At 73.9% G+C, this 21,732-nt stretch carries 26 protein-coding genes; 20 read left to right on the top strand and 6 right to left on the bottom strand.

Annotated features, from left to right (window positions below; translation table 11 throughout):
* Positions 1-139 precede the first annotated feature (139 nt).
* On the top strand, positions 140-451 hold the full coding sequence (locus tag ACZ55U_RS08845) for an MTH1187 family thiamine-binding protein (RefSeq protein ID WP_465523942.1): 312 nt from the start codon (positions 140-142) through the stop codon (positions 449-451).
* On the opposite strand, the gene ACZ55U_RS08850 is transcribed toward ACZ55U_RS08845, so the two are convergent.
* Positions 440-913, bottom strand: a complete 474-nt coding sequence (locus ACZ55U_RS08850; RefSeq protein WP_465523944.1) for a DoxX family protein — start codon at positions 911-913, stop codon at positions 440-442. The two genes, ACZ55U_RS08845 and ACZ55U_RS08850, sit on opposite strands and share 12 nt — an antisense overlap.
* A gap of 151 nt (positions 914-1,064) precedes the next feature.
* Here ACZ55U_RS08850 and ACZ55U_RS08855 point away from each other — a divergent pair, with 151 nt between their 5' ends.
* From ACZ55U_RS08855 to ACZ55U_RS08865, 3 genes are all read left to right on the top strand, one after another.
* A complete protein-coding gene (locus ACZ55U_RS08855; protein WP_465523946.1) occupies positions 1,065-1,643 on the top strand; it encodes a TetR/AcrR family transcriptional regulator in 579 nt (192 codons plus the stop codon).
* 78 nt (positions 1,644-1,721) lie between these two features.
* Positions 1,722-1,865, top strand: a complete 144-nt coding sequence (locus ACZ55U_RS08860) for a hypothetical protein (RefSeq protein WP_465523948.1) — start codon at positions 1,722-1,724, stop codon at positions 1,863-1,865.
* On the top strand, positions 1,862-2,623 hold the full coding sequence (locus ACZ55U_RS08865) for an SDR family NAD(P)-dependent oxidoreductase (protein ID WP_465523950.1): 762 nt from the start codon (positions 1,862-1,864) through the stop codon (positions 2,621-2,623). Before ACZ55U_RS08860 ends, ACZ55U_RS08865 begins: the two co-directional genes overlap by 4 nt.
* Positions 2,624-2,667: 44 nt before the next feature.
* Here ACZ55U_RS08865 and ACZ55U_RS08870 read toward each other — a convergent pair whose 3' ends face one another.
* The gene (locus ACZ55U_RS08870) at positions 2,668-3,354 is read right to left on the bottom strand and encodes an SMI1/KNR4 family protein (RefSeq protein WP_465523952.1); all 687 of its coding nucleotides are present in this window, start codon (positions 3,352-3,354) and stop codon (positions 2,668-2,670) included.
* 215 nt (positions 3,355-3,569) lie between these two features.
* Here ACZ55U_RS08870 and ACZ55U_RS08875 point away from each other — a divergent pair, with 215 nt between their 5' ends.
* From ACZ55U_RS08875 to ACZ55U_RS08885, 3 genes are all read left to right on the top strand, one after another.
* Entirely contained in the window at positions 3,570-4,508 is a 939-nt protein-coding gene (locus ACZ55U_RS08875; RefSeq protein WP_465523953.1) for a carbohydrate ABC transporter permease, read from the top strand.
* Positions 4,505-5,401, top strand: coding sequence for a carbohydrate ABC transporter permease (locus ACZ55U_RS08880; RefSeq protein WP_465523954.1), 897 nt, complete (start codon positions 4,505-4,507; stop codon positions 5,399-5,401). The genes ACZ55U_RS08875 and ACZ55U_RS08880 overlap by 4 nt, the downstream gene beginning before the upstream one ends.
* Positions 5,402-5,483: 82 nt before the next feature.
* Positions 5,484-6,878: an ABC transporter substrate-binding protein gene (locus tag ACZ55U_RS08885; protein WP_465523955.1), complete on the top strand. Its 1,395-nt coding sequence runs from the start codon at positions 5,484-5,486 to the stop codon at positions 6,876-6,878.
* A gap of 69 nt (positions 6,879-6,947) precedes the next feature.
* On the opposite strand, the gene ACZ55U_RS08890 is transcribed toward ACZ55U_RS08885, so the two are convergent.
* A complete protein-coding gene (locus ACZ55U_RS08890) occupies positions 6,948-7,226 on the bottom strand; it encodes a helix-turn-helix domain-containing protein (RefSeq protein ID WP_465523957.1) in 279 nt (92 codons plus the stop codon).
* Positions 7,227-7,386: 160 nt separating this feature from the next.
* Here ACZ55U_RS08890 and map point away from each other — a divergent pair, with 160 nt between their 5' ends.
* The 6 genes from map to ACZ55U_RS08920 all read left to right on the top strand — a co-directional run bounded on the left by map (position 7,387) and on the right by ACZ55U_RS08920 (position 14,012).
* Positions 7,387-8,154: a type I methionyl aminopeptidase gene (map, locus tag ACZ55U_RS08895; protein ID WP_465523959.1), complete on the top strand. Its 768-nt coding sequence runs from the start codon at positions 7,387-7,389 to the stop codon at positions 8,152-8,154.
* A gap of 89 nt (positions 8,155-8,243) precedes the next feature.
* The gene (locus ACZ55U_RS08900) at positions 8,244-8,939 is read left to right on the top strand and encodes an HAD family hydrolase (protein WP_465523961.1); all 696 of its coding nucleotides are present in this window, start codon (positions 8,244-8,246) and stop codon (positions 8,937-8,939) included.
* 86 nt (positions 8,940-9,025) lie between these two features.
* A complete protein-coding gene (locus tag ACZ55U_RS08905) occupies positions 9,026-9,451 on the top strand; it encodes an acyl-CoA thioesterase (RefSeq protein ID WP_465523963.1) in 426 nt (141 codons plus the stop codon).
* Positions 9,452-9,602: 151 nt separating this feature from the next.
* Positions 9,603-11,102, top strand: a complete 1,500-nt coding sequence (locus ACZ55U_RS08910) for an alpha/beta hydrolase (protein WP_465523965.1) — start codon at positions 9,603-9,605, stop codon at positions 11,100-11,102.
* Positions 11,103-11,283: 181 nt separating this feature from the next.
* Positions 11,284-13,578, top strand: a complete 2,295-nt coding sequence (locus tag ACZ55U_RS08915; RefSeq protein WP_465523967.1) for a transglycosylase domain-containing protein — start codon at positions 11,284-11,286, stop codon at positions 13,576-13,578.
* A gap of 131 nt (positions 13,579-13,709) precedes the next feature.
* Positions 13,710-14,012 (top strand): hypothetical protein, encoded by a 303-nt coding sequence (locus ACZ55U_RS08920; protein ID WP_465523969.1) that lies wholly within the window; start codon positions 13,710-13,712, stop codon positions 14,010-14,012.
* 25 nt (positions 14,013-14,037) lie between these two features.
* On the opposite strand, the gene ACZ55U_RS08925 is transcribed toward ACZ55U_RS08920, so the two are convergent.
* Both ACZ55U_RS08925 and ACZ55U_RS08930 read right to left on the bottom strand, forming a co-directional pair.
* Positions 14,038-14,649, bottom strand: coding sequence for a hypothetical protein (locus tag ACZ55U_RS08925; protein ID WP_465523971.1), 612 nt, complete (start codon positions 14,647-14,649; stop codon positions 14,038-14,040).
* Between the two features lie 34 nt (positions 14,650-14,683).
* Complete coding sequence (locus tag ACZ55U_RS08930) at positions 14,684-15,232, bottom strand: RBBP9/YdeN family alpha/beta hydrolase (protein ID WP_465523973.1); 549 nt, start codon at positions 15,230-15,232, stop codon at positions 14,684-14,686.
* A gap of 256 nt (positions 15,233-15,488) precedes the next feature.
* Here ACZ55U_RS08930 and ACZ55U_RS08935 point away from each other — a divergent pair, with 256 nt between their 5' ends.
* The 3 genes from ACZ55U_RS08935 to ACZ55U_RS08945 all read left to right on the top strand — a co-directional run bounded on the left by ACZ55U_RS08935 (position 15,489) and on the right by ACZ55U_RS08945 (position 18,100).
* Positions 15,489-16,055, top strand: coding sequence for a DJ-1/PfpI family protein (locus ACZ55U_RS08935; protein WP_465523975.1), 567 nt, complete (start codon positions 15,489-15,491; stop codon positions 16,053-16,055).
* Positions 16,056-16,239: 184 nt separating this feature from the next.
* Entirely contained in the window at positions 16,240-17,514 is a 1,275-nt protein-coding gene (locus tag ACZ55U_RS08940; protein ID WP_465523977.1) for a serine hydrolase domain-containing protein, read from the top strand.
* Positions 17,515-17,581: 67 nt separating this feature from the next.
* Positions 17,582-18,100, top strand: coding sequence for a gamma carbonic anhydrase family protein (locus ACZ55U_RS08945; protein WP_465523979.1), 519 nt, complete (start codon positions 17,582-17,584; stop codon positions 18,098-18,100).
* Positions 18,101-18,109: 9 nt separating this feature from the next.
* Here the strand turns inward: ACZ55U_RS08945 and ACZ55U_RS08950 are convergent, their stop codons facing one another.
* Entirely contained in the window at positions 18,110-19,339 is a 1,230-nt protein-coding gene (locus tag ACZ55U_RS08950) for an MFS transporter (protein WP_465523981.1), read from the bottom strand.
* A 176-nt stretch (positions 19,340-19,515) separates the two neighbouring features.
* On the opposite strand from ACZ55U_RS08950, the gene ACZ55U_RS08955 reads away from it, so the two are divergent.
* The 4 genes from ACZ55U_RS08955 (at position 19,516) to ACZ55U_RS08970 (ending at position 21,584) form a co-directional block, all read left to right on the top strand.
* Positions 19,516-19,761, top strand: coding sequence for a DUF2277 domain-containing protein (locus ACZ55U_RS08955; protein ID WP_465523983.1), 246 nt, complete (start codon positions 19,516-19,518; stop codon positions 19,759-19,761).
* 130 nt (positions 19,762-19,891) lie between these two features.
* Positions 19,892-20,128, top strand: coding sequence for a DUF6296 family protein (locus ACZ55U_RS08960; protein ID WP_465523985.1), 237 nt, complete (start codon positions 19,892-19,894; stop codon positions 20,126-20,128).
* Positions 20,129-20,189: 61 nt separating this feature from the next.
* Positions 20,190-20,474: a DUF427 domain-containing protein gene (locus ACZ55U_RS08965; RefSeq protein WP_465523987.1), complete on the top strand. Its 285-nt coding sequence runs from the start codon at positions 20,190-20,192 to the stop codon at positions 20,472-20,474.
* A 234-nt stretch (positions 20,475-20,708) separates the two neighbouring features.
* On the top strand, positions 20,709-21,584 hold the full coding sequence (locus tag ACZ55U_RS08970; RefSeq protein ID WP_465523989.1) for a hypothetical protein: 876 nt from the start codon (positions 20,709-20,711) through the stop codon (positions 21,582-21,584).
* Positions 21,585-21,732: the final 148 nt, after the last annotated feature.

Consider the following 21,732-nt stretch of genomic DNA (forward strand, 5'->3'; position numbering starts at 1 on the left):
AAGGCTTTGGGTGGTACGACCTTCGTCTTCTTTGTTGGGGGGGGGCTAGGGGAAACCCAACCCCCCCCCTCCCCTTCTCTTGTCCCCCCCCCCCCCCCCCCCACCCCCCAGTGCCGTCGACCACAAGGAGTGCAGAGCCGTGATCGCAGCCTTTTCGGTGACCCCGCTGGGGATCGGCGAGGACGTGGGGGAGGCGGTGGCCGCCGCCGTCCGGGTGGTGCGGGAGAGCGGTCTCCCGAACCGCACGGACGCGATGTTCACCAGCGTCGAGGGGGAGTGGGACGAGGTGATGCCGGTGATCAAGCGGGCGATCGAGGCGGTGAAGGCGCACAGCAACCGGGTGAGCACGGTCATCAAGATCGACGACCGGGCCGGGGTCACCGACGGCCTCACCGCCAAGGTCGCCTCGGTCGAGCGCCACCTCGCCGCGGACGGTCCGTCAGACCGCTGACGTCGGGCGGGCTGCCGGCTCGGCGGCGCCGGCCGCCGGTCGGCGGGCGAGCAGGCGGTCCAGGGCGTACGGGCCGGAGCCGAGCGCCGCGATGGCCAGGAAGGCCCAGCAGAACATCGCCGAGGGCTCGCCCCCGTTCTGCAGGGGCAGCAGGGCGTGCTCCTGGTGGACGGTGAAGTAGGCGTAGGCCATCGAGCCGGAGCACAGCAGGGCCGCCACCCTGGTGCCGGCGCCGAGCAACACCAGGGTGCCGCCGACCAGTTGGATCAGCGCGGCCCACCAGCCCGGCCACTGGCCGAACGGGACGGTGCCGCCGCCCTTGGCGCCGCCGAGCACGCCGAACAGCGAGGCGGCGCCGTGGCAGGCGAAGAGCAGGCCGACGACGACCCGGAACGCCGTCAGCACGACGGGTCTGGCGGCGTCCGCGGCCTGCCTGGAAGAGGTGGAGCGGTACGTGGACATGTGCAAGGCCTCCTGTGGGGGAAGGAGGAATGGGGAGCGGCAAGGGTAGCTATGGTCTAGTCCAATTGGCAATGCTCCGTCAGAGATCAGGTCTGGACCACTGATCGCCCTTTCTTGACCGACCGGTTCAGAAAGGGCTAGCGTTCCCGGCATGGCGCGAACGAAGGAATTCGACCCGGACGCGGCGCTGCAGGCGGCCCTGGAGCTGTTCTGGCGGCGCGGCTACGAGGCCACCTCGATGGCCGACCTGGTCGAGCGGCTCGGCATCGCCCGGGCCAGCCTCTACGCGACCTTCGGCAGCAAGCACGAGCTCTACCTGCGGGCGCTGGAGCGCTACTGCGAGCAGAGCGACTCGGTGCTGCTGGAGAAGCTGTCCCAGCCCGGCCCGGCGCTGCCGGCGGTCCGCGCGCTGGTCCGCCACTACGCCGCGGCGGAGGAGGGGGAGCGCCGGCTCGGATGCTTCGTCACCAACGCGGCGGTGGAGGTGGCCCCGCGCGATCCGGCCGCCTCGCGCCGGGTGGAGGCGAGCTTCGACCGGCTGGAGACGCTGCTCACCGCCGCCCTGGTGCGCGCCGCGGCCCAGGGGGAACTGTCCGCCGGCCGGGAGCCGCGGGCGCTCGCCCGGATGCTGGTGGTGCTGCTCCAGGGCATCCGGGTGGTGGAGAAGGCCGCCGACGGCGGGCCGCGGGCGCGGGACGCCGCCGAGCAGGCGCTGACGCTCCTGGGCTGACACCGCGTCGACTCCGGTCGGCGCTTTCTGCTGCGCTCATTCTGGACCGAACGGTCTCAATAGGGGGAAGGGTTTTACATGACCGCCATCACTACCGGCGGGTACGGCACCGCGCCGCCCGCGGTCGGCGGGGCCGGCCGTGGCGCCGTCGTCACCCGGTCCCGCACCGCGGGCCCCAGCTCACCCGAACGCATCACCCGGACCAAGGAGTCGACCTCATGACCACGCGTTTCGCCGACAAGTCCGTCCTGGTCACCGGCGGCGGCAGCGGCATCGGCCGGGCCATCGCGCTCGCCTTCGCCCGGGAGGGCGCTCGGGTCGCGGTGGCCGGTCGCGGCGCCGGCCCGCTCGCCGGGACCGTCGACCTGATCGAGCGGGCCGGCGGCAAGGCGGTCGCGCTCACCGGCGATGTGACGAGCGCTCAGGATGCCGCCCGGCTGGTCCGGGAGACCGTCGAGCGGTTCGGCGGCCTGGACGTCGCCGTCAACAACGCCGGGGTGTTCGGCGCCGCCGGCAAGGTCGCCGACATCGACGAGGCCGAGTTCCAGCGGGTGTTCGCCGTCAACGTCACCGGCACCCTGCTGGCGATGCAGCCGCAGATCGGCCACATGCGGGCCCACGGCGGCGGAGCGATCGTCAACGTCTCCTCCAGCCTGGGCTTCCACAAGCGGGGCGAGGGCATCGGTGCCTACGCCGCCAGCAAGGCCGCCGTCACCGCGCTGACCCGCACCGCCGCCCGCGACCACATCGGCGAGGGCGTGCGGATCAACGTGCTCAGCCCCGGTCCGATGGACACCGGCATGTCCAGCCACCCCGGTGAGAGCGCCGAGGCGAAGGCCGAGCGGATGGCCGCCGAGGTCCCGACGGGCCGGGTCGGGGCCCTGGAGGAGGCGGCTGCCGCCGCCCTGTACCTCGCCTCGCCGGAGTCGGGCTTCGCCGTCGGCACCGACCTGGTGCTGGACGGCGGCATCAGCGCCTGACCGTCAGGCCGTCAGGCTGGTCGGCCACCCGGTCACCCGGCCGGTCAATCGGCCGGCCACTCCCCGGGCACGTCCTCGTGGAGCGCCTCCAGCGCCTGCGGGGTACGTGCCCGGGCCACCACCCAGGCCTCGCCGAGCACCCCGACCAGCACCTCCGGCCCCTGGTACCAGCGGAGGTCACGGCCGAGCGGCGGCAACTCCCGCAGGCCGCCCGGTAGATCCTCGGCGGAGTCCAGGAAGTCGGCCGGCTCGACGTCCTCCTGCAGCTTCTCCATCATCGCCATCGTCACGGCCGCCGTCGTGAAGCGATCCTCCCAAGGCTCCCACCGCTCCTGCGACTTGTCCGCCAGATCGAGCCGGGCCACCGTCGGCGGGTCCTCCCGGGCGAGCTCCGCCAGCGGCACGCCCCAGTGCATGCAGCCCTGGTTCTCCGCGCGGTACACCAACGCGCCGTCCAGCACGTGCAGTTCCCCCGGTGTCAGCAGCACGTCGTGACTGCTGGTCAGGTCCGCGCGCCGGCCGAACAGCCGGTACGCCTCGCGCAGCGCCACCGGCAGCCGCAGGCCGAGCCGCCGTTCGGCCGCGTCCAGCTCCGCGTCCGTGAAGCCGTCCCCCGGCCCCAGCGGTTCGCCCCAGTACGCGGCGAAGCCCCTGACGAGCGCCCAGGCGCCCGCACGGGAGCGCACACTTTCGGCCATTGCGGCCGGGAAGTCGAATTCCGTTTCGTCCACCAGCGCACCGTACGGCACCCCCACGACAGCGCGCCGGGCCGCCCGACCGCCGGACGGCAGCCACTCCACGGCCCGTCCGCGCACGTCCGGCCGGATCTGACGCGAACGCGTAATCCCGGCGACACTCATTGATCATCGCGGGGTTCCCGCGCCGTCGTGTGGGCAGGACACGGTTTCGGCCGGAACCGACATCACGAAAGGCGGACGCGCGACAGATGCCGACCGCACCGCACACCGCGACCCTCCCGGGCCGCAGCCCAGCACCGCGCCGGGGAGGGCGCTGGGGCGAACACGGGCTCGCCTGGGCCTTCCTCCTGCCCTCCCTGGTGGTCTTCGTCCTCTTCATCGGCTACCCGCTGGGGCGGACCCTCTACCTGAGCGCACACGCCAACGACCTCTTCGGGGCGCCCTCCCGCTACGTCGGGCTGAAGCACTACACCGACCTGTTCGCCTCGGCGGACTTCGGCCGCACCCTGCTGACCACGGCGCTGTTCACACTGCTCACCGTGGTGCCCGGGGTGCTCGGCGCACTGGTGCTGGTGCTGCTCCTGGAGAACCGGATCCGGGGCGTGCGGCTGCTGCGCTCGGCCTTCGCGCTGCCCTTCGCGTTCTCGGTGGCCAGCGCCTCGGTGGTCTTCGCGGTGTTCTTCAACCCCGCCAGCGGGGTGCTCAACGGCCTGCTCTCGCACGTCGGCCTCGGCCCGATCGGCTGGCTGACCGACTCCCGCTACGCGCTGTTCTCGGTGGCCGTCACCACGGTCTGGATGAACCTCGGCTACAACGTGCTGGTGCTCTCCGCGGGCATCGGCTCGATCCCGGGGGAGGTGGTGGAGGCGGCCCGCATCGACGGTGCCTCCGGCCTGCGGCTGGCCCGCTCGATCACCATCCCGATGCTCGGTCCCAACCTGTTCTTCCTGACGGTGGTCTCCACCGTCCACGCGCTCCAGAGCTTCGGCCAGATCCACATCCTCACCAAGGGCGGGCCGGACGGCTCCACCCGGACCCTCGTCTACTCCGTCTACGAGAAGGCCTTCGCCTACGGCTCCAGCGACTTCGGCACCGCGAGCGCCCAGGCCGTGGTGCTGCTCGTGGTCGTCCTCGCCTGCACGGCCGTCCAGTTCGGCGTCCTGGAGCGGAAGGTGCACTACGCATGACCACCCTGACCACCGGCGCCAAGCCGGAGGCCGCGCCGCCCCGCCCGCGCGTCCGCGCCCTCGCCGGGCGCTCCCCGCGCGACCTGCTCGGCCGCGCCGCCGTCTACCTGCTGCTCGCCGTCGCCGTGGTCACCGTGGCCTTCCCGGTCTACTACGCGATCGCCGGCGCCTTCATGGGCCCGTCCGAACTCTCCTCCTACCCTCCGGCGTTGGTGCCCCACTCGGTCACCGGGCGGAACTTCTCCGGCGCCGTGGACGCCATCCCGCTGGCCCGTCAGTACGCCAACTCGGCGATCACGGCGACCGTCATCACCCTCGCCCAGCTGTTCACCTCGGTGCTCGCCGCGTACGCCTTCGTCTTCCTGCCGATGAAGGCGCGGGCCGCGGTGTTCGGGGTGTTCCTGGCCACCCTGATGGTCCCGTGGGAGGCCATCATCATCCCCAACTACCTGACGCTGTCCGGCTGGGGGCTCGGCAACACCTACTTCGGCCTGGTGCTGCCCTTCCTCGCCTCCGGCTTCGGCACCTTCATGCTGCGCCAGGCGTTCCGCCAGCTGCCCGGCGAACTGCGCGACGCCGCCCGGATCGACGGGGCGGGCCACTGGCGGTTCCTGTGGCGGATCGTCGTCCCGCTCAACAAGCCGGCCCTCGCGGCGCTGTCGATCTACGTCTTCCTGTCGGCCTGGAACCAGTACTTCTGGCCGCTGATCATCACCCGCACGGCGCAGATGCAGACCCTCCAGATCGGTCTGACCTCGCTGCGCGACGCCGAGATGGCCGACCCCGGGCTGATCCTGGCCGGTGTCGTGCTCTCGCTGCTGCCCACCCTCGCCCTGGTGGTCTTCGGCCAGCGCTTCATCGTCCGCGGCCTCACCGCGGGCGCGGTGCGCTGACCGCCGGTCCGCCGTGCCGCACCCGTTCCACCGCACCCGTTCCGCCCCGTCCTTCCGTACCTGTTCGAGAGAGAGAACCCTCGTGAAGAAGAGTGCGCGCGCGCTCGCCGCCCTGCTGGTGGCCGGCCTGTCCCTGACCGCCTGTAGCTCCAGCGGCTCGGGCTCCGGCTCCGGCGGCTCCGCCGAGGCCGGCGCGCCCGGCGCCCAGGCGCTCGACCAGGCCTCCGGCGTCACCACCGTCGAGTTCTGGCACTCGATGACCGGCAAGAACGCCGAGGTGCTGAACGGGCTGGTCAGCCAGTTCAACGCCGCCCACCAGGGCAAGATCGAGGTCAAGGCGCAGTTCCAGGGCAAGTACGACGAGCTGGTCACCAAGTACAAGGCCGCGGTGCAGCAGAAGGGCACCCCCGCCCTGGCGCAGGTCTACGACATCGGCACCCGGTTCATGATCGACTCCAAGCAGACCGTCCCGGCCCAGGCCTTCGCCGACAAGGACGGCTACTCGCTGGACGACCTGGACGCCAACATCCGCAACTACTACTCGGTCGGCGGCAAGCTCCAGTCGATGCCGTTCAACTCCTCGATGCCGCTGCTCTACCTGAACAGCGACGCCTTCAAGGAGGCCGGACTCGACCCGGCGCAGGCGCCCAAGGACCTCGACGAACTGGGCGAGCTGGCCAAGACGCTGACCAAGAAGGACGCCGACGGCAAGACCGTCCGCTACGGCTTCGGCGCGGCCATCTACGGCTGGTTCGTGGAGCAGCTGCTCGCCGAGTCCGGCGCCATGTACTGCGACAACGACAACGGCCGCACCAGCAAGGCGGGCAAGGTCGTCTTCGACTCCGCCCAGGGCGCCCGGATCGTCCAGTGGTGGGCCGACCTGGTCAAGGGCGGCTACGCGGTCAACACCGGCCGCACCACCGACGACGCCCAGGCCGCGTTCAAGGCCGGGACGGTCGCGATGCACCTGGAGTCCACCGGCGTGCTGCGCGGCTACACCGAGGCGGCGAAGTTCACCGTCGGCACCGCGGCCTTCCCGAAGGTGACCGCCGCCGACCAGGGCGGCCCGGTGATCGGCGGCGCCTCGCTGTGGATCAGCGGCCCCGGCCACTCGGACGCCGAGAAGCGCGCGGCCTGGGAGTTCGAGAAGTTCGTCTCCGCCCCCGAGCAGCAGGCCGTCTGGCACACCGGCACCGGCTACTTCCCGGTCAACAAGAAGTCCCTGGACGACCCCAAGGACAAGGAGTGGGTCGCCAAGTACCCGCAGTTCCAGACCGCGATCGACCAGCTCAAGGCCACCAAGCCCACCCCGGCCACGGCCGGCTGCCTGCTCGGCGTGATGCCGCAGGCCCGCAAGGGCGTGGAGACGGCGATCGAGCAGACCATCGCCGGCACCAAGCCGGCCCAGCAGGCGCTGGCCGATGCCGCGAAGGAGCTCCAGCCGGCGATCGAGAGCTACAACAGCTCGGTCGGCTGACCCACGGCACCGCACGCACCACGACGACGGCCCGCCCCGCGCACCCCGCGCCGGGCGGGCCGCCGCGCGTCAGGCCGAGAGCGCCTCGCCGTGCCCGCCTTCAGCCGGGAGCGCGCAGGCGGTGGCCAGCTCGTCCAGCGACAGGTCGAGCGCGAAGGCCAGCGCCGCGATGGTGAAGAAGGCCGGCGTCGGCGCCCGTCCGGTCTCGATCTTGCGCAGCGTCTCCGCCGAGACGCCGGCCATCGCCGCCACCTCGACCATGCTGCGATCACCACGCGCCTCACGCAGCAGCGCCCCGAAGCGCTCCCCACGCTCGCGCTCCCACGGGGTCAACGGAGTCCTCACCATGGCGTCGAGTCTAGGCCCTGCCCTCGGGCGTGCCCGAGACCTCCCCACCAGGGGGCCACCTCCTCCCCGGCCGGGCCCCCGGGGGCGGCGGATGGCGGCCACCCATCAGGAGCGTGATACAAATACCGGTATAAGAATTGGTTCCAGGGGAGGTCCCACCATGGTCGAACTCAAGTCGGACACCGCGCTGGCCGCGATGCGCGAGGCCGGGCGGGTGGTGGCGAACGCACTGGCCGCCGTCCGGGAGCACGCGACCGTCGGCGTCAGCCTGCTGGAACTGGACGAGGTGGCGCGCGGCGTCCTCAAGGCCGCCGGGGCCACCTCGCCGTTCCTCGGCTACCGCCCCTCCTTCGCCCCCGTCCCGTTCCCGGCGGTCATCTGCGCCTCGGTGAACGACGCCGTGGTGCACGGCATCCCGGACGGCTACCGGCTGCGCGACGGCGACCTGGTGAGCATCGACTGCGGCGCCGTCCTGGACGGCTGGGCCGGAGACTCGGCCGTCAGCTTCACCGTCGGCACCGCCCGGCCCGAGGACACCGCCCTGATCGAGACCACCCGGCGCGCCCTGGAGGCGGGCATCGCCGCCGCCGTGGTCGGCAACCGCACCGGGGACATCGCCCACGCCGTCGGCACCACCGCCCGGGCCGCCCGGTACGGCCTGCTCGATGGCTACGGCGGGCACGGCATCGGCCGCCGGATGCACGAGGACCCGCACCTGCCCAACGAGGGCCGCCCGGGCCGGGGTTACCCGCTGCGCCCCGGCCTGGTGCTGGCCATCGAGCCGATGCTGCTGGCCGGCGGCCGCGACGACTACCGCACCGACCCGGACGGCTGGACCCTGCGCACCGTCGACGGCCGCCGGGCCGCCCACATCGAGCACACCGTCGCCATCACCGAGGAGGGCCCGCGCGTCCTCACCCTGCCCTGACCGCACACCGCGCCCCGGGCTCGATCCCGTGGCCCGCCCCGCCCGCCCCACCCTGCCCCGGCCGCACGCCACGCCGTAGGCTCGGCCCCATGACCACAGGCGTGATGTTCGACTTCTCCGGCACCCTCTTCAGGGTCGTCTCCACCGCCGAGTGGCTGTCCGCCCACCTCGCCGCCACCGGCCTGCGACTGCCGGCCCACGAGGAGGCCGAACTGGTCGCCCGGCTGGAGGAGTTCGGCGCACTGCCGGGCGGCGTGGCGCCGCGCCGCATCCCGCCGGAGGTCCAGGAGGCCTGGGACACCAGGGACTTGACCCCCGAGCTGCACCGCGCCGCGTACACCGCGCTGACCCGCGCCGCCGAGCCGCCCGCCGCCCTCGACGTGGACGCCCTATACGACTCCCACCTGGCGCCCGCGAGTTGGCGCCCGTACCCGGACACCGCCGCCGTGCTGCGCACGCTGCGCCGCCGGGGCGTGCCGGTCGCGGTGGTGAGCAACATCGGCTGGGACCTGCGCCCGGTCTTCCACGAGCACGGGCTGGCGGACCTGGTCGACGCCTACGTGCTGTCCTACGAGGTCGGCGCCCAGAAGCCCGATCCGGTGATCTTCGAGACCGCCTGCGAGCGGCTCGGCCTCGCCCCGTCCGAGGTCCTGATGGTCGGCGACGACCTGACCTGTGACGGCGGCGCGACCGCGCTCGGCTGCGCCTTCCACCAGGTCGGGCACCTGCCCGTCGACCAGCGGCCGGACGCCCTGACGGCGCTGCTCGCCGGCCTGCCCGGGTGAGCCGGGGCGGGCCTGGACGAACCGTGTGGCCGGGGTGGCGCAGGACATGAGGTGATGCCCGGGCGGCCCGGAGTAGCGTGCGGGGCATGAGTGATCGGGACTTCACCACGCACCTCACCGTCCGCGGCTACGAGACCGACAGCCAGGGCCATCTCAACCAGGCGGTCTACCTCCAGTACGCCGAGCACGCCCGCTGGGAGTACCTCCGGGCGGCCGGGATCCGCCAGACGGACCTGGTCGCCCGGGGGATCGGCCCGGTGATCCTGGAGACCACGGTCAAGTACCTGCGGGAACTGCGCGCCGGTGACGAGGTGGAGGTCGGCTGCTCCTTCACCTGGCGCGACGGCAAGACCTTCCAGGTGGTGCAGCGGCTGGTCCGCGAGGACGGCGTGCTGGCCGCCGAGATCACCGGGGTCGGCGGCATCCTCGACCTGACGGAGCGCAGACTGGTCGCCGACCCGCGCGAGCCGCTGCGCGCCCTGGCCGCCGACCCGGGCCTGCTCGGCCTCTGAGCCGGCTCCACGCCCCCCGCCCCGCACGCCCTCCGCGACCGGAGACCGCCCCCGGGGAGCGGTCTCCACCCCCTCCCGGGGGATTTCCCCACCCCGGACCGACCCGCTGCCCGGATGGGTCCAAGTCCCGTACGGCAGAAGAATCCTGGGCATGCCGAAGCCTGCTCGTACCATCACCGCCGCGGTCACCGCGGCCGCCGCCCTGGCCGTCACCGCGCTGAGCGCCGTGCCCGCCGGCGCGGCCGACTCCCAGCGGCCCGGAACGGACCGCCTCGCCTGGACCACCTGCACGGGCCAGGTCCACCAGGGCCAGCGGTGCGCGGACCTGAGCGTCCCCCTGGACTACCGGGACCCGCACGGCGAGCGGATCACGCTCGCCGTCTCCCGGATCGCCACCGCCAAGCCCGGCCTGCGCCGCGGCGTCCTGCTGATCATCCCCGGAGGCCCCGGCGACAACGGCCTGGACCGCCCGTCCACCCAGTTCGACCAGATCCCGGAGCAGGTCCGGGACCGCTACGACCTGGTCGGCTTCGATCCGCGCGGGGTCGGCCGCTCCACCCCGGTCAGCTGCGGACTGGACCACGCGGACCTCGCCTGGGTCAACCTCCGTCCCTGGCCCGCCGCCGACGGCTCGATCGACGGGAACGTCGCGACCGGGCACCGCTTCGCCGAGGCCTGCGCCCGCAACGGCGGCCCGGTGCTGCGCAGCGTCTCCACCGCGAACGAGGCCCGCGACATCGACAGCATCCGGCGCGCCCTCGGCGAGAGCCGCCTCTCCGCCTGGGGCACCTCGTACGGCACCTACGCGGGGGCCGTCTACGCCACCATGTTCCCCGAGCGGACCGACCGGATCGTGCTGGACAGCAACGACGACCCGGACCCGGCCCGGGTCGGGCGCGGCTGGCAGGCGGCCTTCGGCCAGGGCACCGAGGACCGCTTCCCCGACTTCGCCGAGTGGGCCGCCGCGCCGGGCAACCCGGACCGGATCGCGGACACCCCGGAGGAGGTCCGCCCGCTCTTCCTCGACCTCGCCGCCCGCCTGGACCGCGCGCCGGTCCCGTGGCCGGGCGCCAACCCGGCGGAGCTGAACGGCAACGTCCTGCGCGAGACGATGCTGCAGAGCCTGAACTCCGACAAGAGGTTCCCCGTCCTCGCCGGGCTGGTCCTGGCCGGTCTGGGCCGCCGCCCGCTGCCCGCGCCCGTGTCGCCGCCCGACGAGGTGATGCAGAACCACATCGCGGCCTCGGCCGCCACCCTCTGCAACGACGTGAGCTGGCCCGCCGACCTGGCCGGGTACGAGAAGGCGGTCGCCGCCGACCGCGCCGCCCGTCCGCTCACCGCGGGCATGCCGGTGAACGTGATGCCCTGCGCCTTCTGGCCGTTCGCGCCCGCCGAGCCGCCGGTGCGGGTCACCGACCGGGGCCCGGCGAACGTCCTGCTGGCGCAGAACCTGCGCGACCCCGCCACCCCGTACGGCGGTGCGCTCAAGCTGCGGGCGGCGTTCGGCGACCGGGCCCGGATGGTGACGGTGGACTCGGGCGGCCACGACGTGTACCGGGCCAACGGGAACGCCTGCGGCGACCGGGTGGTGACGGACTACCTGGTCACCGGCCGGCGCCCGGCCCGGGACGTCTTCTGCCCGGCAGGCTGAGCGAGACCCCGGGCCAAGGGTGAGCCCGCCCGCCGGAGCGACCAGCCGGGGGCGAACGACCCCGCGCCGGCGGGCACGCCCGTTCGGCCCTCGGAGATGAGTCGAATCCGTCGCGATTTTGTGACAATCCTTCGCCAATACCCGCTCCACAGGGCCTGTTGACGGCCGTAATGTTCGATCTATGTCACCGAAGAGCCGCATACCCGCCGCCTCGGGCCCGGGCGACACCTGGGTGCCCCGCCCGAGGCGCCGCGAGACCCCGCTCGGCATCCTGGGCCACGCGGCCACCTTCCTCGGCGCGAGCGTGCTGGGCGGCGTGCTGCTGGCGGGCCTGATCCTCCCGGCGGCCGGGGCCGTCGGCCTCGGGGCGAAGGACACCGTCGAGGGCTTCGAGAGCATTCCGGACGACTTCAAGGCCCCGCCGCTGAGCCAGGCGACGCAGATCTTCGACGCCAAGGGCGGCCTGATCGCCAAGGTGTACGAGCGCGACCGCACCGTCATATCCGCCGACCAGATGTCCCCGCTGATCCGCACGGCGCAGGTGGACATCGAGGACGCCCGCTTCTACGAGCACGGCGCCGTCGACCTCAAGGGCATCCTGCGCGCGATCAGCAAGAACGCGGAGAGCGGCGCCACCGTGCAGGGGGCCTCCACGCTGACCCAGCAGTACGTGAAGAACGTCAACGTCGAGAAGGCCGGGGACGACGTGGAGGCGGTGCGCGAGGCGCAGCGCAAGACGCTCGGCCGCAAGATCCAGGAACTCCGGTACGCCATCAAGCTGGAGGAGGACCTGACCAAGGAGCAGATCCTCACCAACTACCTGAACATCACCTTCTACGGCCACCAGGCGTACGGCATCCAGGCCGCCTCCGAGCGCTACTTCAGCAAGGACGCCAAGGACCTGAACCTCCCCGAGGCGGCGATGCTCGCCGGTCTGGTGCAGAACCCGTCCCAGTACGACCCGAAGCTCCACCCGGTGGCCGCCCAGAAGCGCCGCGACACCGTCCTGGACAAGATGGTGGAGAACAAGCACATCACCGCGGCGCAGGCCAAGGAGGCGAAGGCCGCCCCGCTCGGCCTCAACTACAAGGACCCGCAGAATGGTTGCATCACCGCCCAGGCCGGGATGGGCTTCTTCTGCGACTACGTGCGCCACGTGGTCAAGCAGGACCCGGCGTTCGGCAAGAGCGCGGCCGACCGCAAGAAGCTGTGGGACACCGGAGGCCTGAACATCTACACCACCCTGGACCCGGACAAGCAGGCCGCCGCCCAGAAGGCCGTCTCCACCAAGGTGTACGTCACCGACCCGGTCTCGGCGGCGATGACGATGGTCGAGCCCGGCAGCGGCAAGATCCTGGCGATGGCACAGACCCGACCGTACGGCCTGGCCAAGGAGAAGAACGAGACCGTCGTCAACTACAACGTGGACGCGGCGATGGGCGGCGGCATCGGCTTCCAGCCCGGCTCCAACTTCAAGCCGATCGTGGCCGCCGCGGCCCTGGAGGCCGGTCTGCCGCCCACCCAGCGGTACGACTCGCCCAACCGGATGGACTGGCCCACGATGAGGACCTGCGACGGCACCTGGAAGAACGTCAACAAGGGCAAGAAGGAGGGGACCATCCCCAACGAGAGCGCCTCCGAGGTCGGCCCGTACGAGCTCAAGCAGGCGATGGCGCTCTCGGTGAACACCTACTTCGTGCAGATGGAGCAGGAGATCGGCCTCTGTGCGGTCAAGCAGATGGCCGACAAGCTGGGCATGACGGGCAAGGCGAGCGGCGATCCGCTCCAGGAGGTGCCCGCCCTCGGCCTCGGCACCCAGGAGGTCAGCCCGCTGACCATGGCGAACGTGTACGCGACCTTCGCCGCCCGGGGCACCTACTGCGCGCCGGTGGCGATCAGCCGGATCACCACCGTGGCCGGCGCGGACGTCCCGGTGCCGCCGGCCAGGTGCACGTCGGCGATGTCCGAGGACACCGCCGACGTGATCAACAGCGTGCTGCTCGGGGTGACGGAGAAGGGCGGCACCGCGCGGGACCTCGGCCTGGACGACGGCCGCCAGATCGCCGGCAAGACCGGCACCACGGACGAGAAGAAGTCGGCCTGGTTCACCGGTTACACCGGCAACCTGGCGGGCTCGGTCTGGCTGGGCAGCCCGGGCACCAAGGTGCCGATGCGCAACATCCGGATCGGCGGCAAGTACCAGGCCGAGGTCTTCGGCGCCACCGGCCCCGGGCCGATCTGGCAGCAGGCGATGAGCGACGCGGTCCGCGGCATGCCGGAGAAGGAGTTCACCACGGTCTACATCCCGGATCCGGTGCGGCGGGACGGCAACTGCGCCACCACCGGCGGCTCACCGGGACCGGCCGGCTGCACCGGTGCGCCCACGGGCACCGGCAGGCCGCGCGGCGTCAACCCGGCCCCCGAGCGCACCGCGCCGTCCGCGCAGCCCGGCGCCACCGGCTCGGAGGACCAGTGACCGCGACGGCCGGTGACCGTGAGGAGCACTGACCCCGGAGGAGCACTGACCGCGAGGACCGGTGACCGCCCGGCCCCGCATGAGTACCCGTACTCATGCGGAGCCGGCACCGGTCGGCGGACGATGGCCGCATGCCGCACAGCCTCCTCGGCGTCCCCGCCGTCCTCTGCCCCTCGACCGGCTACCTGGCGGGCTCCCTGCTGATCGGCCTCGCCGCCGCCCGGGAGCTCCGCGCCGGGACACCCGGCGGCGGCGCCCGGTGGCAGTGGACGGCGGTGGTGTGGACGATGCCGGGCTTCCTGTCCGCGATGACCCTCAACCCCCTCCCGGAGGGCACGGCGGCCCGCTTCCTGTCCGCCACCGCGCTGGGCGCGGCCGGCAACGCGGCGCTGCTGGCGCTCGGCGCCCACGCGCTGGGCCTGGGCCGGGGGTGAGCCGACCTCCCGCGCGCCGACGGGCTCACCGCGCCTCGACCGGCTCCCCGCTGTCCTGGTCGAGGTTGAACACCCGCCGGTAGGAGTCGGTCACCACGGTGATCTGCGTGCGCCCGGTCCAGCTCGCCTCCACCAGCCGGGCGTCGTCCGGGCCCCCGCCGACGTCCGCGAGCGACCAGCGCCGGGCCGACCACCCCGCGCCGCTCTCCAGCAGCACCTGCCAGTGCTCGCCCGCCCCCGGCCCGGTGGCGTACGAGCGGTGCACCACCACCAGGACGCTCTCGGCCCCGGCCGGGGCACCCTCCCGGCTGCGGGTCTCCGCCGCCGACACCTTGTGGGCGGACAGCACGCCGAGCAGGAACACCACCCCGGCGGTCACCGTGACGGCCCGGGTGGCCGTCCGCACCGCGGCGCGCAGGTCGCCCAGCCAGGCGGCCGCGATCAGCGCGGCCAGCGCCCCGCCGAGCAGCAGCTCCGGCCGGTTGAGCAGGTCGGCGACCAGCATCCGCCCGCCCGACCGGCTCTCCCACTGCCCCTCGGTGTAGAGCAGGACGGCGGTCAGCCCGCCCGCCGCCAGCAGCCGGACCAGGACGCGCCTGGCCCGCGGACCGCGCCCGGTCCTCGTCTTCCGGTTCATCGTCCCGGTGCCCCCGTTCCCCCCGTCGCCGCGGTCACAGCCCAGCGAGCAGCTCGCGGCCCTCCGGCCAGTCGCCCAGCCCGGACTCGGCGTTGAGGTGCCCGTACGCGCCCGGCTCGACGTACCGGGCGCCCCAGGCCGCGGCGAAGGCGCGGGCCCGCTCGGCGGACACCCACGGGTCGTCGGTCGAGGAGACCACGACGGCCGGGAACAGGAGGGGCTCCAGCGCCACCGGACGGAAGTCCACCAGCTCCGGGACCTCGGCGGTGTCGACGTCCGCCGGGGCCACCAGCAGCGCGCCCCGGACGGCGGCGGTCCGCTCGGCCGGCGCGGTGGCCGCCCAGTGAGCCGCGGTGACGCAGCCCAGGCTGTGGGCGACCAGCACCACCGGGCCCTCGGCGGCGGCCGCGGCCACCGCCGCGTCCAGCCGGGCCACCCAGTCCGCCCGCCGCGGGTGGTCCCAGTCCGCCTGCTCGACCCGGCGGAAGGACTGCGGCTCGGCGGCCTCCCAACGGGTCTGCCAGTGGTCGGGGCCGGAGTTCCGGTAGCCGGGGAGGACGAGGTGGGTGGTGCGGTCCGGCATGGGCTCCTCCGGGGCAGGACGGTCGTGGGCAGCAGGAGTCTAGGACGCGGGCGGCCGGTCCCCGCAGTCGGGCGGTCGACCGGCGCGCACTCCCCGCAACCGGCGCACGCGCCTCCGTATGCGCCGTTGCACGCCCGGTGCGCCCCGTTGCCTGCGGTGCGGCCCGTACGGGAGGTTGGACCGGGGCCCGGGCCGTTCGCCACCGCCCGGCGCCCGTACCCGACCTGAGGCTCGACCACGTGGAGGGATGTCGGCGATGACATCGAAGATCCTGCTCGTCACCGGGGACGCCGCCGAATCACTGGAGGTGTTCTACCCCTACCAGCGGCTTCGCGAGGAGGGCTACCAGGTCGACATCGCCGCCCCCACCAGGAAGCGCCTCCGGTTCGTGGTGCACGACTTCGTCGAGGGGTTCGACACCTACACCGAGACGCCCGGCTATACCTGGCCCGCCGACCTCGCCTTCGCCGACGTCGACCCGGCCGAGTACGCGGCCCTCGTCATCCCCGGCGGCCGGGCCCCCGAGTACCTGCGCAACGACCCCGACGTGCAGCGCATCGCCCGGCACTTCTTCGCCGAGGACAAGCCCGTCGCCCAGATCTGCCACGGCCCGCTGATCACCGCCGCGGCCGGCCTCCTGGACGGCCGCCGCACCGCCGCCTACCCGGCCCTGGCCCCCGACATCAAGGCGGCGGGCGCCGAGTTCGTCGACGGCGAGGCGGTGGTGGACGGCGTGGTCGTCTCGGCCCGCGCCTGGCCCGACCACCCGGCCTGGCTGCGCGCCTTCCTTGAGATCCTGCGCACCAAGGCCCCGCTCGGCTGACGCGGGTACCCCTGGAAGGACCCGGAGCCGTACCCCGAGACAGTTCGGGGGTACGGCTCCGGGACCGTTCGGGGGTCGGCTCCTCCCACGGGCCGGTGACGGCCGCCGGGAGCCTGGCAGATTGTCAGAAAGCGTAGCCAGGAACCTGGTTGACATCGCCATGACCCCGAACAGGGAGGCCGGCATGACCGCCGACCCGACCGCCCGGACCGCCCCGTACGCCGCCCGGAGCGCCCCCACCCCGGCCGCCGGACGCCGTCGGCCGGCCCTGCGCGCCGCCGTCGCGACCGCCGTCGGCGCGGGCCTGCTCGCCGCGCTCGCCCCGGCCGCCGCCGCCCGGCCCGCCGACCCCCCGGCCGCCGCCGGCACCCCGGCGCGCCAGGCCGACTGGCAGGCCGCCGACGCGGCCCTCGCCGGGATGACCGGCCCCGGCTACTCCACCTCCGCCCTCGGCGCCGTCCGGGAGAACGGCCGGCTGGCCTGGAGCAACGCCACCGGCGTCGCCGAACTCGCCACCGGCGAACCCGCCGACCCGCGCGGCGCCTTCCGGATCGGCAGCGCCACCAAGACCTTCGTCTCCACCACGCTGCTCCAACTCGTCGGCGAGCGCCGGCTGGGCCTCGACGACCGCCTGGAGTCCCTGCTGCCGGGAATCGTCCCGAACAGCGCCGAGATCACAGTCCGGCAGCTGCTCAACCACACCAGCGGCGTCGCCGACTACACCCAGGACCCGGCCTTCGAGTTCGGGGACCAGTGGCTGGCCGGCGGCCGCTACACCTCCTACCGCCTGCGGGACCTGGTGGCCCTCGCCGACAAGTACCCGCCGGCCTTCGCCCCCGGCCAGGACTGGCAGTACTCCAACACCAACTACATCCTGATCGGGATGATCATCGAGAAGCTCACCGGCCACCGCTGGAACGACGAGGTCACCCGTCGGATCATCCGCCCGCTGCGGCTCACCAGTACCTGGATGCCCGGCGACCTCCCGTTCATCCCGGGCCCGCACGCCCACGCCTACGTCAAGACGGCCACCGGGCCGGTCGACGTCACCGAGCTCAACCCCTCCATGGCCGGCTCCGCCGGCGGCGGCATCTCCACCACCACCGACCTGACCGCCTTCCTCGACGCCCTGCTCGGCGGCCGCCTGCTGCGCCCGGCCGAACTCGCCGCGATGAAGGAGACCACCGCCCACGGAGAGGGCCGGACGTACGGCCTCGGCCTCCAGCGCCTGGACACCCCGTGCGGGCCGTTCTGGGGCCACGCCGGGGGCATCCCCGGCTACAGCACGATGATGCTGGCCTCCCCGGACGGCAGGCGCGAGTTCGCCGCGAACACCACGTTCTACGACACCCCTGACCAGGACACCGCCAACGCCGCCTGGCGCGAGGTGGCTGTGACCGCCCTGTGCGGCGCCCGCTCCGCCGGGGCCGGACCGGACCTCGCCCGCACGGCGCCGTAGCCGACCCCCTACGCTGACCGGCGGCACGAGGCCCACACCGCCCACACCGTCACCAGGAGGACGAGCCATGGCAGAGCCGCTGATCGCCGCAGTCGGGGGCAAGGCGCCCGCCGTCGACCCGGGCGCCTTCGTGGCGCCGAACGCGGTCGTGGTCGGGGACGTGACGGTGGCGGCCGGCGCGAGCGTCTGGTACGGCGCGGTGCTGCGCGGCGACGCCGAGTCGATCACCGTCGGCGCGGGCAGCAACATCCAGGACAACTGCACCCTGCACGCCGACCCCGGCTTCCCGCTGGTGGTCGGCGAGCGGATCTCGGTCGGCCACAACGCCGTGCTGCACGGCTGCACGGTCGAGGACGACGTGCTGGTGGGCATGAACGCCACCGTGCTCAACGGCGCCCGGATCGGCACCGGCTCGCTGGTGGCGGCCGGCGCGGTGGTGCCGCAGGGCATGGCCGTCCCGCCCGGCTCGCTGGTCGCCGGCGTCCCGGCCAAGGTCCGCCGCGAGCTGACCGAGGACGAGAAGGCGGGCATCAAGGCCAACGGCGCCGGCTACCAGCTGCTCGCCGAGGCCCACCGGGAGGTCTAGCCACGCTGGCTAGGCGGCGCTCACCGCCGTCGCCGTCGGGTCCGCCACCGGGATCGCCGCTTGGTTCGCCGCCGGTTCCGCCGGGACCGGGGCGGGCCGGCGGCGGTCGGAGGCCCAGGCGAGCACCGCGATCACCGCGCCGGCGGCGGCCAGGCCCGCGCCGACCAGCGTCGGCGAGGTCCAGCCGAGCCCGGCGGCCAGCGCCACCCCACCGAAGTACGCGCCCTGGGCGTTGGCCAGGTTGAAGGCGCCCTGGACCGTCGCCGAGGCCAGGGTCGGCGCGCTGCGCGCCTTCTGGAGCACCAGGGTCTGCACGGCCGGCACGATCGCGAAGCCGAACAGCCCGATCAGCACCACCGTGACGGCGGCCGACCAGCGGGCGTGCGCGGTCACGGCGAACAGCGCCAGGGTCGCGGAGAGCAGCACGAAGGCCGCGCAGACGGTGGGGCGCAGCGCCCGGTCGGCGGCGAACCCGCCCAGCACGTTGCCGATCGTCATGCCGACCCCGAACAGCGCCAGCACCAGGGTCACCGAGCCGGTGGCGTATCCGGAGACCTCGGTGAGCAGCGGCGCGATGTAGCTGTAGCAGGCGAAGAAGCCTCCGCAGCCGAACACCACGGTGGCCAGCGCCAGCCAGAGCTGCCCGTTGCGGAACGCGCCCAGCTCGTGCCGGAGCCCGGACTGGCCGGGGGAGGGGAGCGCGGGCACCAGGCGGGCGATGGCGAGCGTCCCGGCGGCCGCGATCAGCACCACCACCAGCATGGTCGCCCGCCAGCCCAGGTGCTGGCCGAGCAGGGTGGCGGCCGGGACGCCGACGATGTTGGCGACGGTCAGCCCGGAGAACATCACGGCCACCGCCCGGGCCCGCCGGTCCGGTGCGACCAGTTCGGCCGCCGCCACCGCGCCCGCCCCGAAGAAGGCGCCATGCGGCAGCCCGGTGACCAGCCGGGCGGCGGCCAGCGTCCAGAAGTCCGGGGCCACCGCGCACAGCAGGTTGCCGGTCGCGAACAGCCCGGCCAGCGCCACCAGCACGGCCTTGCGCGGCCGCCCGGCGGCCAGCGCGGTGAGCAGCGGCGCACCGACCACCACCCCCAGCGCGTACGCCGAGATCAGCCAGCCCGCCTGCGGGATGGAGACGTGGAGGCTGTCGGCGACCTGGGGGAGGAGCCCCATGGCGGCGAATTCGGTGGTTCCGATGGCGAACGCGGTGACGGCCAGCGCGAGCAGCGCGAGAGGCAAGGGGGGACTCCGGAGTGATGCCGACGGACCGGGGAGCGCGCGGCGGGATGAATTCGTTCGTCCGGCATCCTAATCCGCTCGGATGACGGCCCTGTGAGGTGCGTGTGAGGTGCGCGTGACGCGCGTGCGACCGGGAGGGAGTCGCCGACGCGGCTCCCGCGCGGGAGACTGGGGGCATGTGCCGCAACATCAAGACGCTGCGACCCCCCGTGACGCCCGACGCCGACGAGGAGGACTTCCACGCCGCCGCGCTCCAGTACGTCCGGAAGGTGTCCGGCTTCCGCGCCCCCGCGGCGCACAACCGGGAGGCCTTCGACCGGGCCGTGGAGGCGGTCGCGGAGGCCACCGCCCGGCTGCTCGCCGAGCTGGAGGTCCGCGGCTCGCACGCCCGGGCCGCCGAGCCCGTCGAAGCCGTCGGATAGGAAGCCGGACGGCCCCCGGAGAGCCCGGGACTGACCGCTGGACTGACCACCGGACGGACGGAGCGGGCGGTCGGAGCGGGCGGTCGGAACGCGCGGTCCGAACAGGCAGTCGGACAGGCAGGAGCAGGTGATGAACCCCGCCGAACGCTACCTCCTCACCTTCCCCGGCACCCCGGGCGCCCAGGCGCCGCAGGACGTCGTGGAGGTCACCCGGACCGATGCGACCGGCCCGGGCGGGCACCCGATCTACGAGGACGAGACCGGCATCGTCCGGGCCGAGATCAGCGACGCCGGGGAGGTCCGGATGCTCGCCAGCGGCGGACACCAGAGCCCGCACCTGCCGGTGAACGCCCACCCGCTGCCCTGACCACCGGGCCGGTGCCCGCGACCCCCGGGCGCACGGCGCCCTGGTCAGGCACAATCTCCCTATGACCACAGCGAGTTGGCAGGGCGTCGTGATCGCCGAGAGTGACCGGACCGTCGTCGTGGAGGGCAACCACTACTTCCCGGCCGAGGCGGTGCGCAGCGAGTACCTGCGGCCCTCGGAGACCACCACGATGTGCCCCTGGAAGGGCACCGCGAGCTACTACACCCTGGAGGTGGACGGGCGGACCAACCCGGACGCCGCCTGGTTCTACGCCGACCCGAAGCCCGAGGCCGAGCACGTGCGCGACCGGGTGGCCTTCTGGCGCGGGGTGGAGGTCGCCGAGTAGCCGGCCCGGGCCGTGGCGTCGTCGTGAAAGCCGTCGCGAAAGGGGTACCGGATTCCCATGGCAGTCTTCCGTAGACCGGGACGCTCCCGGCCACCCGCCAAGTCCGGTCCGCCCGTGCCCGAATCGGCTGTGCCCGAGGTAGCCGGGCCCGAGTCGGCCGGGCCCGAGTCGACCTCGTCCGGGCCGCCCGTGCCCGGTGTGCCCGAGCCCGAGTCGACCGCGCCCGGTCCGCCCGTGCCCGGGGCAGCCGAGCCCGACCTCACCGAGCGGCTCGCCGAACTGGTCGAGGCGTCCGAGCAGCCGATCGGCCGGGGACCGGTCGCCGAGTACGCGGCGAAGCAGCGCGGCCGAGGCCGGGCCGTGGTGCTGCACGCCGCCCGGCTGATCGGCCACGGGGGCCGCGCCGCCGCCCGGGGAGCGGCCAAGGGCGCCGCGCTCGGCGGCAAGGCGCTGACCGAACAGCTGGTGCAGGCCGCGCCGCGGATTCCGGTGCGCGACCTCGCCACCCTGCGGGCGCAGCACCCGGACGCCGCCTTCGCGGAGGAACTGGCCGACCGGCTGGTCGCCGGTGCCGTCCGGGCCTCCGGCGCGCTCGGCGCGGGCGTCGGCGCCGCGGCGATGCTGCCGGTGCCGCCCGCGATGCCGGTGGAGATCGCGGCGGAGACGCTCGCGGTGGCGGCTCTGGAGGTCAAGCTGATCGCCGAGCTGCACGAGGTCTACGGCACCCCGGCCCAGGGCACCGCCACCCAGCGGGCCGGCGCCTACCTCGGAGCCTGGGCCAACCGCCGGGGGATCGACGCGGGGCTGCTGGTGCGGCCGGCGGGCTTCGCCGCGCTGGCGATCGGTTCGGAGGTGCGCCGGCAGGTCGGCCACCGGCTGACCCGCAGCTCGCTGCGCCACCTGCCGGCGGTGACCCCGCTGCTCGTCGGCGCCGGCATCGGCGCCACCATGAACCGCCGCGACACCCGCCGGCTGGCCGGCGAGGTCCGGGAGGACCTGCGCAGGCGCCGTCCCGAGGACCGGGCCTACTGGACCGCCGCCGCCCCGGCTCCCGGGGCCGAACCGGCGGTGCGGGGCGATCCGCGTCAGGAGGGCGGCCGGGCTCACTGAGAGAGCGGGAACGGCGGGGGGGGGGGGGGGGGGGGGGGGGGGGGGGGGGAGGGGAGGGGAGGGGGGGGGGGGGGGGGGGGGGGGGGGGGGGAGGGGGGGGGGTGGGGGGGGGGGGGGGGGGGGGGGGGGGGGGGGGGGGGGGGGGGGT

The sequence above is a fragment of the Kitasatospora sp. NPDC034533 genome, assembly GCF_055575155.1.

What these genes read in the sequence shown, in the direction of transcription:
- ACZ55U_RS08850 (WP_465523944.1), bottom strand. Translation starts at nt 913, where the DNA reads ATGTCCACGTACCGCTCCACCTCTTCCAGGCAGGCCGCGGACGCCGCC.
- ACZ55U_RS08855 (WP_465523946.1), top strand. Translation starts at nt 1,065, where the DNA reads ATGGCGCGAACGAAGGAATTCGACCCGGACGCGGCGCTGCAGGCGGCC.
- ACZ55U_RS08860 (WP_465523948.1), top strand. Translation starts at nt 1,722, where the DNA reads ATGACCGCCATCACTACCGGCGGGTACGGCACCGCGCCGCCCGCGGTC.
- ACZ55U_RS08865 (WP_465523950.1), top strand. Translation starts at nt 1,862, where the DNA reads ATGACCACGCGTTTCGCCGACAAGTCCGTCCTGGTCACCGGCGGCGGC.
- ACZ55U_RS08875 (WP_465523953.1), top strand. Translation starts at nt 3,570, where the DNA reads ATGCCGACCGCACCGCACACCGCGACCCTCCCGGGCCGCAGCCCAGCA.
- ACZ55U_RS08880 (WP_465523954.1), top strand. Translation starts at nt 4,505, where the DNA reads ATGACCACCCTGACCACCGGCGCCAAGCCGGAGGCCGCGCCGCCCCGC.
- ACZ55U_RS08890 (WP_465523957.1), bottom strand. Translation starts at nt 7,226, where the DNA reads ATGGTGAGGACTCCGTTGACCCCGTGGGAGCGCGAGCGTGGGGAGCGC.
- map (WP_465523959.1), top strand. Translation starts at nt 7,387, where the DNA reads ATGGTCGAACTCAAGTCGGACACCGCGCTGGCCGCGATGCGCGAGGCC.
- ACZ55U_RS08900 (WP_465523961.1), top strand. Translation starts at nt 8,244, where the DNA reads ATGACCACAGGCGTGATGTTCGACTTCTCCGGCACCCTCTTCAGGGTC.
- ACZ55U_RS08905 (WP_465523963.1), top strand. Translation starts at nt 9,026, where the DNA reads ATGAGTGATCGGGACTTCACCACGCACCTCACCGTCCGCGGCTACGAG.
- ACZ55U_RS08910 (WP_465523965.1), top strand. Translation starts at nt 9,603, where the DNA reads ATGCCGAAGCCTGCTCGTACCATCACCGCCGCGGTCACCGCGGCCGCC.
- ACZ55U_RS08915 (WP_465523967.1), top strand. Translation starts at nt 11,284, where the DNA reads ATGTCACCGAAGAGCCGCATACCCGCCGCCTCGGGCCCGGGCGACACC.
- ACZ55U_RS08920 (WP_465523969.1), top strand. Translation starts at nt 13,710, where the DNA reads ATGCCGCACAGCCTCCTCGGCGTCCCCGCCGTCCTCTGCCCCTCGACC.
- ACZ55U_RS08925 (WP_465523971.1), bottom strand. Translation starts at nt 14,649, where the DNA reads ATGAACCGGAAGACGAGGACCGGGCGCGGTCCGCGGGCCAGGCGCGTC.
- ACZ55U_RS08930 (WP_465523973.1), bottom strand. Translation starts at nt 15,232, where the DNA reads ATGCCGGACCGCACCACCCACCTCGTCCTCCCCGGCTACCGGAACTCC.
- ACZ55U_RS08935 (WP_465523975.1), top strand. Translation starts at nt 15,489, where the DNA reads ATGACATCGAAGATCCTGCTCGTCACCGGGGACGCCGCCGAATCACTG.
- ACZ55U_RS08940 (WP_465523977.1), top strand. Translation starts at nt 16,240, where the DNA reads ATGACCGCCGACCCGACCGCCCGGACCGCCCCGTACGCCGCCCGGAGC.
- ACZ55U_RS08945 (WP_465523979.1), top strand. Translation starts at nt 17,582, where the DNA reads ATGGCAGAGCCGCTGATCGCCGCAGTCGGGGGCAAGGCGCCCGCCGTC.
- ACZ55U_RS08955 (WP_465523983.1), top strand. Translation starts at nt 19,516, where the DNA reads ATGTGCCGCAACATCAAGACGCTGCGACCCCCCGTGACGCCCGACGCC.
- ACZ55U_RS08960 (WP_465523985.1), top strand. Translation starts at nt 19,892, where the DNA reads ATGAACCCCGCCGAACGCTACCTCCTCACCTTCCCCGGCACCCCGGGC.
- ACZ55U_RS08965 (WP_465523987.1), top strand. Translation starts at nt 20,190, where the DNA reads ATGACCACAGCGAGTTGGCAGGGCGTCGTGATCGCCGAGAGTGACCGG.